At 63.4% G+C, this 13,211-nt stretch carries 9 protein-coding genes; 2 read left to right on the top strand and 7 right to left on the bottom strand.

Annotated features, from left to right (window positions below; genetic code table 11):
• Positions 1-2: 2 nt before the first annotated feature.
• From AC1MGT_RS12750 to AC1MGT_RS12730, 5 genes are all read right to left on the bottom strand, one after another.
• Positions 3-626, bottom strand: a complete 624-nt coding sequence (locus AC1MGT_RS12750) for a DUF4159 domain-containing protein (protein ID WP_183554362.1) — start codon at positions 624-626, stop codon at positions 3-5.
• A 15-nt stretch (positions 627-641) separates the two neighbouring features.
• Positions 642-1,979 carry a TldD/PmbA family protein gene (locus tag AC1MGT_RS12745; RefSeq protein ID WP_332533293.1) on the bottom strand — a complete coding sequence of 446 codons (1,338 nt, stop codon included), beginning with the start codon at positions 1,977-1,979 and terminating at the stop codon, positions 642-644.
• Between the two features lie 10 nt (positions 1,980-1,989).
• Entirely contained in the window at positions 1,990-3,627 is a 1,638-nt protein-coding gene (locus AC1MGT_RS12740; RefSeq protein WP_499500455.1) for a TldD/PmbA family protein, read from the bottom strand.
• Positions 3,628-3,766: 139 nt separating this feature from the next.
• Positions 3,767-5,101, bottom strand: a complete 1,335-nt coding sequence (locus AC1MGT_RS12735; protein ID WP_332533295.1) for a TldD/PmbA family protein — start codon at positions 5,099-5,101, stop codon at positions 3,767-3,769.
• Positions 5,102-5,113: 12 nt separating this feature from the next.
• Positions 5,114-6,748: a TldD/PmbA family protein gene (locus AC1MGT_RS12730; RefSeq protein WP_499500454.1), complete on the bottom strand. Its 1,635-nt coding sequence runs from the start codon at positions 6,746-6,748 to the stop codon at positions 5,114-5,116.
• Positions 6,749-7,099: 351 nt separating this feature from the next.
• Between AC1MGT_RS12730 and AC1MGT_RS12725 the strand changes: the two genes are divergently transcribed.
• Both AC1MGT_RS12725 and AC1MGT_RS12720 read left to right on the top strand, forming a co-directional pair.
• On the top strand, positions 7,100-7,885 hold the full coding sequence (locus tag AC1MGT_RS12725) for a class I SAM-dependent methyltransferase (RefSeq protein WP_332533296.1): 786 nt from the start codon (positions 7,100-7,102) through the stop codon (positions 7,883-7,885).
• A gap of 107 nt (positions 7,886-7,992) precedes the next feature.
• Entirely contained in the window at positions 7,993-9,573 is a 1,581-nt protein-coding gene (locus tag AC1MGT_RS12720) for a S1C family serine protease (protein WP_499500453.1), read from the top strand.
• 122 nt (positions 9,574-9,695) lie between these two features.
• Here AC1MGT_RS12720 and AC1MGT_RS12715 read toward each other — a convergent pair whose 3' ends face one another.
• Both AC1MGT_RS12715 and AC1MGT_RS12710 read right to left on the bottom strand, forming a co-directional pair.
• On the bottom strand, positions 9,696-11,327 hold the full coding sequence (locus AC1MGT_RS12715; protein WP_499500452.1) for a serine hydrolase: 1,632 nt from the start codon (positions 11,325-11,327) through the stop codon (positions 9,696-9,698).
• A complete protein-coding gene (locus AC1MGT_RS12710) occupies positions 11,324-13,180 on the bottom strand; it encodes a M1 family metallopeptidase (RefSeq protein WP_499500451.1) in 1,857 nt (618 codons plus the stop codon). Before AC1MGT_RS12710 ends, AC1MGT_RS12715 begins: the two co-directional genes overlap by 4 nt.
• Between the last annotated feature and the right edge of the window lie 31 nt (positions 13,181-13,211).

Genomic DNA, 13,211 nt, shown 5'->3' with positions numbered 1-13,211 from the left:
GGTCATGCTCCCAACGCATATTGAATGATGTTTACTGCAAAGCGGGTGTTGTCGACCGCCAGAAAACGCTTGTTGCGAAAGTCGTAGTCCCATTCGCAGCCATAGTCCTTGTTCGAGTACAGCACGCGCACCCGCCCGCCAATCTCGATCGCCTTCAGGTACTCGTGCACCAGGTCATCGCCCCAGCCATTGAGCTCCATGCCGGTCGTGGGCGGGCCGTCCTCGAACTTGAAGAAGCACGAGTACAGCGGGTGCTTGTTCGGGATTTTCTTGAGCGCGTTCAGGCCGAAGATCTTGGCCATCTCGGCCTCGAACGACTTGGCGAACAAGCCGTCGATGTCATGGTTGCAGTCGTCGACAAAGACAAAACCGCCGCCGCGCACATACTGTTCGAAGTTGCGCCGCTCTGCTGGCGTGAACTGCACCAGCTTGTGGCCGGCCAGGTAGCAGAACGGCGCCTGCAGCATCTTCGGGTCGGACAAGGCCACCATGCGTTCGGTCGTATCGACCCGCAGCGTGGTGTACTCCACGAGGGAGTTGAGCACGTTGCTCGGCATGCGGACATCCACGTCCCAGTTGCCCGATTCGTACATCAGGCGCGTGAAGTAGAAGTCAAAACTGGCCATGTCGATGCCCGACCGTCAGACCGCGTCCGACAGCGACGTGAAGTTGAAGTCACGCACCTTCATCGGCGGCAGCACCATCTGGAACGGCACCTCGTCGCCACCGATGATCTGCGGCTTGCCCAGTTCATCGATGTTATTCAGGATCGTGACCGGGCTCTCGTTGAAGCGGAAGTTCTTGAGCGGGTACTTGATCTTGCCGTTCTCGACGTAGAATGTGCCGTCGCGGGTCAGGCCCGTGAGCAGCAGCGACTGCGGATCGACCATGCGGATATACCAGGTGCGCGTGACGACGATGCCCTTCTTGGTGCCTTCGATCAGCTCTTCCAGCGACTTGGTACCGCCCGCCATGATCATGTTGCCGTGTTCCGCGGTGGCGCGCTTGCCGGTCTTTTGCGCCCAGTAGCGCGAGTAGTCCAGCGAGGCGATGCGGCCATCCTTGATCAACTGGGTGCGCTCGCGCGGCAGCAGCGATTCGTTGTCCCATGGCGCAACCGGTACGTCCTTGTCCCACGGGTCGGCCCAGACATTGACCTGGCTGTCGAACAGCTTGTCGCCCAGGCGGTTGCCCCCGCCCTTCTTGGCCAGGAAACTGCGGCCCTCATCGGCCGAACGGGCCGAGAACGCGCTGAACATATTGCCGAGGATTTCCGACGTCGCCGCCGGCTCCAGGATCACCGTGTAGCGGCCTGGCTCCAGCGCGCGGGCGTCGACCGAACGCAGCGCCTTTTCGATAGCGACCTCGGATGCTTCACGCGCATCGAAGCGCGCCGCATCGACGGCGGCGCGGGTGACCCAGCCCGAACCGCGGCCGTCTTCGGTACGCGCGGTGAGGCTGAACGACAGGTCGGTGAAGTCCTGATGGCCGAACACGCCATTCGAATTGGCGATCGTCGAAAAGCGCGTGCTGTCGGTGAAGAAGCCCGCCGTGACGAGTTTCTTGGCGCGCGCCATCTCGATGCTGGTGGCGGCGACCGACGCCCGGAAGTCCGGGTCGATCGCTGCGGTGGCCGGCACGAAGGTGCTGGTGGCGCGATAGGCCTGCTTGGAAATCGCCGGCATGAACTCCGGATTTTCCGGCGACAGGCGTGCCAGTTCTTCGGCGCGGCGCACGGCCTTTTCCAGCGACTTGTCGTCAAATTCGTTGACGATCGCGGTGCCGCTGCGTTTGCCGAAGGCCACGCGCACGACGAGCTGCATGTCTTCGGTCAGGCCGGCGGTCGAGACGCTGTTGCGCGCGAAGCGCACGTTGCCCACACGGCTGCCTTCGATCGACACGGTGCACTCGTCCGCTTTCGACATGGCGAGCACGCGGTCGGTGATGCGTTTTGCTTGGTCTTGATTGAGCGCTTTCATCTTGGTTTCCTCAGCCGATCTTGCGTGCGGTGTTGATGACATTGATGCCGTTAAAGCGCGTGGTGCTCGACCCGTGCGACACGGCGCTCACCTGGCTTGGCTGGCCCTTGCCATCGAAGAAGGACCCGCCCATGCGCCAATCGCGCTCGTCGCAGATCGCGGTACAGGCATTCCAGAATTCCTGCGTGTTGGCCTGGTAGGCCACGTCTTCCAGCGGGTTCGTGATCTTGCCGTTCTTGATCTCGTAGTACAGCGTGCCGCCGAACTGGAAGTTGTAGCGCTGCTGGTCGATCGAGTACGAACCACGGCCCAGGATGTAGATGCCCTTCTTGACGTCGGCCACCATCTCATCCGGGGTGAGCCGGCTCTTGCCCGGCTCGAGCGAGACGTTCGGCATGCGCTGGAATTGCACCGTGCTCCAGCTGTCGGCATACGAGCAGCCGTGCGATTCCTTCTCGCCGATGATGTGCGCCTGGTCGCGCGTGGCCTGGTAGTTCACCAGGACGCCGTTGCGGATGATGTCCCACTTCTTGGCCGCGACGCCTTCGTCGTCATAGCCGATCAGGCCCAGCGAGCCTGGCGTGGTGCGGTCCGCCACAAAATTGACGCGCTCCGCACCGTATTTGAATTTTTTGGTTTCCCACTTGTCGAGGCCCGCGAAGCTGGTGCCCGCGTAGTTGGCTTCGTAACCGAGCACGCGATCCAGTTCCGTCGGGTGGCCCACGTTTTCGTGAATCGTCAGGAACAGGTGTTCAGGGCTGAGCACCAGATCGTACTTGCCCGGTTCGACCGACTTGGCCGACAGCTTTTCGCGTGCCTGCTTGCCGGCCATGCGGGCGTCTTCGATGATGTCGTAGGCGTTCTTGTACAGGCTCGTGACACCGCCGGCGGCGCGCACCTTGTTCTCGGGGCGCGCGTCGAAGTATTCATAGCCCATCGACGCCGGGGCGCCCAGGCCACCGCGCGAGCGGAACTTGCCGCTCTTCTTGTCGACGGCGGTGGCATTGATCGGCGCCCACAGGCGGTGGATGTCCTGGTCGATGTACGAGCCGTCGGTCGAGGCAAAATATTTTTGCTGGTTGATCTGGAAGAGCGACGCGGTCATGAAGTTCGCGCCGGCATCCAGGCCCGCCTTGTTGGCGGCGATCAGCATGTCGGCCTTTTCCTTGACCGGAATCGTGCGCCAGTCCTTCTTGAGCGGCGTGGCCCATGCCACTTCGCCCACGCCCTTGACGGGCGCCAGGCGCACCGGCTCGGTCTGCAGTTTGGCGTTGGCCTTGGCAATCGCCACGGCCTGGCGTGCGGCGCCGGCCACACCGTCGGTCGTCATGTCGTTGGTTGAGGCGAAGCCGTAGGCGCCGCCGGCGATCACGCGCACGCCGACGCCGCTCGATTCGGTGTTGTTGATGCTCTCAACGTTCAGGTCACGTGTGATGACGAACTGGTTCAGGTAGCGCCCGATGCGCACGTCGCAGTACGACGCGCCGGCTTGCGTCGCCGCGTTCATCGCGGTGTCGGCCAGGGCTTTCTTGGCGCTTGCCGCCATCGGGTTGAGCAGGTCTTCGGCCGCGATCGCGTTGCCAAAGACCGGAATGAACAGCGCGCCAGCCGTGCCGGCGCCGATATGCAGGAATTGTCGACGTTCCATGAGTTATCCGTTTACGTTTGCGCTCGCGTGAGCGCCTGCACGTCGTTCCCGCGGAGGCGGGAACCCAAGCTTGCATGCGTCATTGCGGCTCATGAGAACTTGGGTTCCCGCCTGCGCGGGAACGACGGCCTGGAGATACTTACACTGCGTCCGACAGCGACGTGAAGTTGAAGTCGCGGATCTTCATCGACGGGATCAGCATCGAGTAGCGTGCTTCATCGGCGCCGATGACCACCGGCTTGCCGATTTCCTCGATATTGTTCAGCATCGACACCGGGCTTTCGTTGAAACGGAAGTTCTTGATCGGGTGCTTGATCTTGCCATTTTCAACGTAGAACGTGCCGTCGCGCGTCAGGCCCGTGAGCAGCACCGATTGCGGATCGACCATGCGGATATACCAGGTGCGCGTGACCAGCACGCCCTTCTTGGTGTTGGCGATCAGTTCTTCGGTGGTCTTGTTGGTGCCGGCCATGATGATGTTGCCGGCCGCGCCCACCGCGCGCTGGTTCTTCTGCTGCGCCCAGAAGCGCGAGTAGTCCAGTGCATTGATCTTGCCATCCTTGACCAGCTCCACGCGCTCGCGCGGCAGCATGTTGTCGTCCCACGGCAGCACCGCGACATCCTTGTCCCATGGGTCGGACCAGATATTGACCTGCTGGTCGAACAGCTTGTCGCCCAGGCGGTTCTTGCCGCCGGCTTTCGACAGGAAGCTGCGGCCTTCGTCGGCGCGGCGCGCATCGAAGCCACCCAGCATGAAGCTGAGCAGGTCGGATGTGGCGGCCGGTTCCATGATGACCGTGTAGCGGCCCGGTTCCAGTGCCTTGGCGTCGACCGAGCGCAGTGCTTTCTCGATCGCGATTTCGGCCGCTTCGCGCGGATCGAATTTGGCGACGTCGCGCGCCGAGCGCTTGACCCAGCCCGAACCGCGGCCGTCTTCGGTGCGCACGGTCAGCGTGAAGTCCAGCGACGTTGCCACCTGGTGGCCGAACAGGCCATTCGAGTTGGCGATGGTTTCAAAGCTGGTGCGGTCGGTGAAGAAGCCGGCCGATACCAGGCCGCGCTTGCGGCAGCCTTCGATCGCATAAGCCGCAGCCTGCGCGCGGTATTCCGGATCGATGTCGGCGGTCTTCTGCACGAACGTGTCCGATGGCTTGTACGCCGTCTTGGCGATGGCCGGGATGAATTCCGGGTTGTCCGGCGCCAGGCGCGCCAGGTCCTCGGCGCGGCGCACCGCGCGCTCGATCGACTTGTCGTCGAATTCGTTGATGGTCGCGGTGCCCTGCTTCTTGCCGAAGGCGACCTGCACCTGGATGCGGGTGTCGTCGGCCAGACCGGCGGTCGAGACGGCATTGCGCGCAAAGCGGATATTGCCGATGCGGTTGCCCTCGATGTTGACGATGCATTCATCGGCTTTGCTCAGCGACAGCACGCGGTCGGTGATGCGTTTGGTTTGTTCCTGGGTCAAGATACTCATGTGCGCCCCTGCTTAGCCGATCTTGCGAGCGGTGTTGATCACATTGATGCCGTTGAAGCGCGTGGTCGACGAACCATGCGAGACGATGCTGATCTGCGGCGGCTGTCCTTTGCCGTCGAAGAACGAACCGCCCATGCGCCAGTCGCGTTCATCGCAGATGGCGCTGCAGGCGCCCCAGAATTCCTGGGTGTTCGACTGGTAGGCCACGTCTTCCAGCATCTGGCCGATCTTGCCGTCCTTGATTTCGTAGAACAGCTGGCCGCCAAACTGCGAGTTGTAGCGCTGCTGGTCGATCGAGAACGAGCCGTCGCCGACGATGTAGATACCCTTCTTGATGCCCTTGACCATCTCGTCCGGCGTCAGCTTGGTCTTGCCCGGTGCGAGCGAGACGTTCGGCATGCGCTGGAACTGGACCGTGTTCCAGCCATCGGCATACGAGCAGCCATGCGATTCTTTTTCGCCGATGATGTGGGCCTGGTCGCGCGTGGCCTGGAAGTTGACCAGGATGCCGTCCTTGATGATGTCCCAGCGCTTGGATTTCACGCCCTCGTCGTCGAAACCGATGGCGCCCAGCGAGCCTGGCGTGGTCTTGTCGGCGAAGATGTTGACGATTGGCGAGCCGTACTTGAAGCTCTTCGATTGCAGCTTCTCGAGCGTGGCGAAGCTGGTGCCGGCGTAGTTGGCTTCGAAGCCCAGCACGCGATCGAGCTCCGTCGGGTGGCCGACGTTCTCGTGGATAGTCAGCCACAGGTGTTCGGGCGCCAGCATCAGGTCGTACTTGCCCGGCTGGACCGACTTGGCGGTCAGCTTGCGCTTGGCGTCGCGGCCGGCGGCGCGGGCGTCTTCGATGATGTCATACGATTCGGTGTACAGCGTGGCGATGCCGCCAGCGGCCTTGATCTTGTGCTCGGGCCGCGCATCGAAGTACTCGTAGCCCTTGCCCACCGGGGAGCTCAGGCCGGCGCGCGAGCGGAACTTGCCGCTGGCCTTGTCGACCGCGGTGGCCGAGAATGGCGCCCACAGGCGATGCACGTCCTGGTCGATGTACGAGCCGTCGGTCGAGGCAAAATACTTTTGCTGGTTCACCTGGAACAGCATCGACTGCATGAAGTTCGCGCCGCCTTCCATGCCGGCCTTGTTCGCGGCGATCAGCATGTCGGTCTTCTCTGCGATCGGCACGGTGCGCCAGTCTTTCTTGATCGGGGTGCTCCATGACACGTCGCCCACGCCCTTGACTGGTGCGAGGCGCACCGGTTCGGTCTGCAGCTTGGCGTTTGCCTTGGCGATTGCCACGGCCTGGCGCGCCGCATTCGCGATGCCATCGGTCGACATGTCGGACGTCGCGGCAAAGCCGTAGGCGCCATTCACGATCACGCGCACGCCCACGCCGGCCGACTCGGTGTTGGCCACGTTTTCGACGTTCAGCTCGCGCGTGGTGATGAACTGGTTGAGGTAGCGACCGATGCGCACGTCGGCGTAGCTGGCGCCGGCCTTGGTGGCGGCGTTGAGCGCGACATCGGCCAGCGCCTTCTTGGCGGCCACTGGCATGCTGCTGGTGAGCTCTTCGGCAGCGATGGCGCGTCCGAAAGGCAGCAGCATCGAGGCGGCTGCCCCGCTGCTGAGATTAAGAAAGGTACGGCGTTCCATGAGATCTCCTGAATAACCTTCGTCCGGGCAGCGGTTCCGCGAACAGCTCGGGCCGCTCTTGTAATTACAGCTCTTATGCTTTGGTTTTATGACAGATGAAAACGTGACAAACCGCGCAACCTTAGCAGCAACTTAAGACTTTGAATAGGCAAATGTTGTGCCACCACAATGCACAAATTTGTACGTACCTTGCGCAGCTTCTTTTCTCCCTTCATCCCGTCAATACGGGCGTGAACGCCCGCCACACATGCATATGTGACGAACGCTTGACTGTGCGCCGTGCCTCCCGGATCATCAGCGCAGCGACGACGGCGCACCGCCCGTCGTCAACCATCATGGAGACCTCGCACGATGAAACGACTGATCCTGGCCGCAATGCTGGCAACCGGCATCGCCGGCGCCGCACACGCGGACGACGCCCTGAAATCCGCCATCGCCGGCGAGCACCGCGCCGCCGCCAACAAGGCCCGCGATGCCTTCCGCCACCCTTACGAAACCCTGACCTTCTTCGGCATCAAGCCGACCATGACGGTCATCGAACTCTCGCCGGGCGGCGGCTGGTACACCGAGATCCTGGCGCCCTACCTGCGCGAGAACGGCAAGCTGATTGGCGCTGGCGGTTCGCCGGAATCGCGCGGCGGCAAGGCCTATCGCGACAAGCTCGCTGCCGACGCCAAGGTCTACGACAAGGTGATGCCGGTGGTGTTCGAACCGCCGACCCGCTTCGAGCTGGGTGCGCCGAACAGCGCCGACATGGTCGTCACCTTCCGTAACCTGCACAACTGGCTGGGCGCGGGCGACGAAGCCGTGGTCACGACGCTCAAAGAAGTCCACAAGGTCCTCAAGCCGAATGGCGTGCTGGGCGTGGTCGAACACCGCCTGCCTGTCAAGATGACGCAGGATGCGAAGGCATCGAGCGGCTACATGCACGAAGCGTATGTGATCCGCATGGCCGACCTGGCCGGCTTCAAGCTGGCCGCAAAGTCGGAAGTGAACGCCAATCCGAAGGACAAGGCGGACCATGAAAAAGGCGTGTGGACGCTGCCACCGGTACTGGCCAACAAGGACAAGGACCGCGAGAAGTACATGGCGATCGGCGAGAGCGATCGCATGACGCTCAAGTTCGTCAAGAAGTAAGCAGCCTGCATGACGTGGGAAGGCCGAGGCCTTCCCACGTATTTTCTTTTGCGGCGCACGTGTATATTCTTCCGGTTGATATCCCCCTCGCGCAACCGAAGGAAACCATGAAGACTTTGCGATTCGCCGTTCTCGCGCTGGCCGTCTCCGGCGCGCTCCATGCCCAGGAAACCACGCCGCTAGACGCCCAGCCGGCCGCCGCCACCGCCGTTCCCACCCCCGCCGTACCAGCCGCATCGCGCACCACCACGCCCGCCCCTGCACTGCCTGCCGTTGAAAACTCGGTCGTCAAGATTTTCGCCACCGTGCGCCGGCCCGACCCGTACAAACCCTGGACCAAGTCGGCACCAGCGGCCATTACAGGCTCCGGCGTCATCATCGAGGGCAAGCGCATCCTGACCAACGCCCACGTGGTGGGTTACGCCAGCCAGGTCGAGGTGCAGGCCAGCCAGTCGGGCGACAAGGTGTCGGCGAAGGTCATCGCGCTGGCACGCGGGCTCGATCTGGCGGTGCTGGAGCTCGATGATCCCAGCTTCTTCGACAAGCGCCCGCCGGTGCCACGCGCCGCCGTGCTGCCGGACGTGCGCCAGCAGGTGTTCGCCTACGGCTACCCGGTCGGCGGCAATTCGCTCTCGACCACCACCGGCATCATCTCGCGCGTGGAATTCGTCAACTACGGCGCCTTCAGTTCGGGCCTGCGCATCCAGATCGACGCGCCGATCAACCCGGGCAACAGCGGCGGGCCGGTGATCGCCGGCGAGCGCATGATCGGCCTGGCGTTCGCCAACGTGACCAATGCGCAGAGCATCGGCTACGTGATCCCCAACGAAGAAATCGAACTGTTCCTGCGCGACGTGGCCGACGGCACCTACGACGGCAAGCCGCTGCTGCATGACAGCGTGCAGACGCTGGAAAGCCCGGCGCTGCGCCAGTACCTCAAGCTCGACAAATCGGTCGAGGGCGCGGTGGTGCACCGGCCGTACCGCACCGACGCCGCCTGGCCGCTGAAGGAGTGGGACGTGATCACCCACATCGGCGAGCATGCGATCGACAACCAGGCGATGGTCAAGCTGGGCTCGAGCCTGCGCGTGCGCTTCCAGTACCGCATCCAGCAGGTGGCGAAGAACGGCAAGGTGCCGATGTCGATCATCCGCGGCGGCAAGCCAATGAAGGTCGAGGTGCCGGCCACCGGCGCGCGCCCGCTGCTGATCCCGGACCTGGATGGCGGCTATCCGTCGTACTTCATCTATGGCCCGGTGGCGTTCTCGCGCGCCACCAGCGAATTCATGGCCTTTGTCAGCGGCAGCGCGCCGGGGATGAATGCGTATGCGTTCAACGCCAGTCCGCTCGTGACGCAGCGCGGCGATTCGCCGACACCCGAGCGCGAAGAGCTGGTCGTGATCAGCGCGCCGTTCTTCCCGCACAAGCTGGTGAGCGGCTACAGCAACCGCTTCGGGTCGGTCGTGGAATCGGTCAATGGCAAGCCGGTACGCAGCCTGGCGCATCTGGTGGCACTGCTGCGCGACCTGAAGGACGAACAGGTGGTGCTGAAGTTCGATCAGCGCTATGGCGAGACGATGATCCTGCCGCGGCAGGCAACGCTGAATGCGACCGAGGAAATCCTGTCGGACAACGGGGTACGCTCGCAGGGTTCGGACGACATGATGAAGGTGTGGGGGAAGAAATAGGTCGGTGGCGGGCGCAGGACTGGGATTCCCGCCTTCGTGGGAATGACGTGGCACAGGTAGCGTAGCACGTTGTTCCCGCGCAGGCGGGAACCCAAGTCAGCAGCGCAGCCACCCAAAAGAATTCACTTCGCCTTCTCCACAGGCACGAACATCAAATCCTGGAAGTCATAGCTGAAGTCCGTCTCGGTCGATACGGGCTTCATGCGCAGCCGCTCGATCGTGCCATCGGGTTCGAGCGAGAACGTCGCATACGCATCCGCGTTGAAGTTGCGCTCCTTCCAGCGCACGATGAAGGTGTCGTGCTGGAAGTGCTCCATCTCGCCCGTCAGGTCGGGCGTGCGCGCAAACGACATCACCAGCTTGCTGCCGGCGCGCCGGATCGTCGCCTTGCCGTACCAGGCATCTTCGTACTCGCCTTCGTACTCGCGCAGCGCCAGCGACGGTTTCGATGCCTTGGCGCGGCCGGTGCTTTCACCTTGTACGCGGGCTGCTTCCTTGGCGCTGGCCTCGTTCGCGATGTCGGCGATGCGGCCGATCCAGTCGGTCGGCGCGACACCCAGATAGCCGTCGAGCAGGCGGTATTGCAGCGCATTGAGCGATGGGCCGCTTTCGGCGTTGGTGAAGATCGCGATGCCGAGCTTCGCTTCCGGCACCAGCAGTACGCGCGAATAAAAGCCCTGCAGCGCGCCGCCGTGCATCGCCACCAGCTTGCCCTGGTAGTCGCGCAGCTGGAAGCCCAGGCCGTAAGCCATGAAGTTGGGCCTCGTCGCCGCGAGCGACGGCTTGGGCTGGCTGACCGTCATCGGCGTTTGCGCGGTCCACATCTCGCGCGCCTGCTTGTCGGACCACAGGCGTGCATCCTTGCCGCCCGCCCCCGCCGGCAGGCGGCCGTTATCGAGCAGCACGTTCATCCAGCGCGCGATGTCTTCGGCATTGGTGTTGATGCCCACCGCGCCGACGGCGTTCGCCACCGGCATCGGCTTGACGACTGCCGCCTTGCCATTGATCTTGCTGTGCGGCGCCGATACGTTCATGCCAGCCGTGTGCGCGGCCAGGCTGGTGGTGGTCGCGGTCATGCCGACCGGATCGAGGATCCATTCGCGCATCGTCGTGCCCCAGTCCTTGCCAGACTTTTGCGCGATGATCTTGCCGGCCACGATGTAGAGCAGGTTGTCGTAGGCGTAGCTGTTGCGAAAGCTCGTTGCCGGTTTGATGTAGCGAAGGTTGTGGATGATTTCGTCGCTGGTGAAGGTGGTGGTCGGCCACCACATCAGGTCACCGGCGCCAAGACCCAGGCCGCTGCGGTGCGTGAGCAGGTCGCGCACGGTCATCTCGGCCGTCACGTAGCTGTCGTACATGCGAAAGTCCGGCAGATGCTTGATGACCGGGTCGTCCCAGTTCAACTTGCCCTGATCGACCAGCATCGCCAGGCCGGCGGCAGTAAAGGCCTTGGAATTCGACGCGATCTCGAACAGCGTCTTGCCATCGACCGGGGTCGGGTCGCCCAGCTTGCGCACGCCGAAGCCTTGCGTGACGACGACCTTGCCATCCTTGACCACCGCAATCGCAATGCCCGGCACGTCGAAGGTTTTCAACACGCGCTGCACGTCGGCGTCCAGGTTGTAGGCGGGGACTGCTGCCGTAGTTGTTGGTGCTGCCGCCGTCTGCGCGACGGCCAGGCCGGCGCCGCAGAACGCGACCAGCACCGCGCCGGCGATGTGTTTCAACAGTCCGCTGGAAGAGCGTGTCATCATGGCTTGCCCATCGCTTTGTCGACGCTCGATTGCGTCTCGGGGTGATAACGCTCGCGCGCCTTCTTGTAGACGCCCTCGGCCCAGGTGCGGTCCTCGGCCTTTTCGCGCAGCGCGGCGTACAGCGGCACCACGAACTTCTGGCGGCCCACGCTCATCAGGAATGCTTCCATGTCCGGGCGCACGTCACGGTAGCCGGCGTGCACCGCCGCGCGGTAGAAGCGAAACGCCACTTCGTTGTTGGTCGACTTGGCCAGGTCATAGGCGCGGTCGAGTTCTGCCAGCCTGGCGGCGTCGGCCTTCTTGTCGATATCGTTCAGGAACTTCATCCACTCGACGGCGTTCCAGTTTTTGGCGTTCAACTGCGCGGTCGATACCGTGCCCTTCGTCCAGCCATCGATCGCGGCATTCAGTTTGGCCAGGCGCTGCGACACGGCGCGCTGCCCGCTGGCCGGGATGCCCGGGCCATGGATCCACTCGTCGAGTTCCGCGTCGCTCATGATCTTGGGGTTCTTCGCCAGCAGCTGCGCGCGCAGGTAGGCGATGAACTGCTCGTTGGTCACGCTTTGGAACGCGTGCTGGTCGAACCAGCCGCGCAGGAATTGATCGAATGCGGCGCGGCCGGCGCGCTGCTCGAGCGTATGCAGGAACCAGGCGCCTTTCGGGTAGGCCAGCGAGGTGTCCGGGTAATCGGCAGCGTTGGTGTCAGCCTGGCGCGAGACCAGCGCCTGCTTCGCCGGCGGCAGCTCCTTGAGCATCTCGAGCGCTTCTTCCTGCTCGAGCTGCAGGTTCATCAGCGCGACTTCCTTGCCGTAGATTTCTTCCAGAATGCGGGTGGTGACGTAGGTGGTGAAACCTTCGTTGAGCCACCAGTGCTTCCAGGTTGCGTTGGTCACCAGGTTGCCCGACCAGCTGTGCGCCAGTTCGTGCGCCACCAGGTCGACCAGGCTGCGGTCGCCCGCGATCATGGTGGGTGTCAAAAAGGTCAGGCGCGGATTTTCCATGCCGCCGATCGGGAACGATGGCGGCAGCACCAGCATGTCGTAACGCCCCCAGCGATATGGGCCGTACAGCTTCTCGGCCGCCGCGACCATCTTCTCGGTGTCGGCCAGTTCGTACTCGGCCGCCTTGATGCGCTGCGGCTCGGCGTACACGCCGGTGCGCCCACCCAGCGTGCGCGCTTCGAGCTCGCCGATGCCGATCGCCAGCAGGTACGATGGAATCGGCTGCGGCATCGTGAATTTCCAGCCGCCCTTGCCGGTTGCCTTCATGTCGTTATCGGCGCTCATCACCACGCGCAGGCCTTCCGGCGCCTCGATGCGCGCGGTGTAGGTAAAGCGCACGGCCGGCGTGTCCTGGATCGGCACCCACGAGCGGGCATTGATCGCCTGCGACTGGCTGAACATGAACGGGTACTTGCCTGACATGGTCTGCACCGGCTGCAGCCATTGCAGTGCGGTGGCCGTCGGCGCGGTGCGGTAATGGATGCGTACCTTGGTCTGGCGGGCCGGCAGCTTGATCTGCAGGGGCTGGCCCTTCTCTTCATCGAACTTGCCGAGCGTGTAGTCGGCCTTGCGCCAGGCGCCCTTTGCATCCTGCGCTTCGATCTTCGAGATCGTCAGCTCGCGCGTGTCCAGGTCGAGCGTCGTCGCTTTCTTGTCGATCCAGTTCAGCGTCAGCTCGGCGTAGCCGTCCAGGCTTTTCTTCGCGAAGTCGGCCTTCAGGTCCAGGTGCAGGGCCGTGGTCTTGACCTGGTCGTATTTGGCGTAGCTGAGGGGATCGAGCGCGAACGCGTAAGCGCTCCACGCGCCCAGGAAGGCTGCGGTGGTGGCGCGCAGCAGGGTGCTTTTGTTCATGGTCTCTCGCGGAAAATGACAGCCCGGCCGG

The organism is Telluria sp. BA11 (assembly GCF_056680305.1).
The sequence above is the reverse complement of the archived record's forward strand: the minus strand, read 5'-3'. Positions and strand labels throughout refer to the sequence as shown.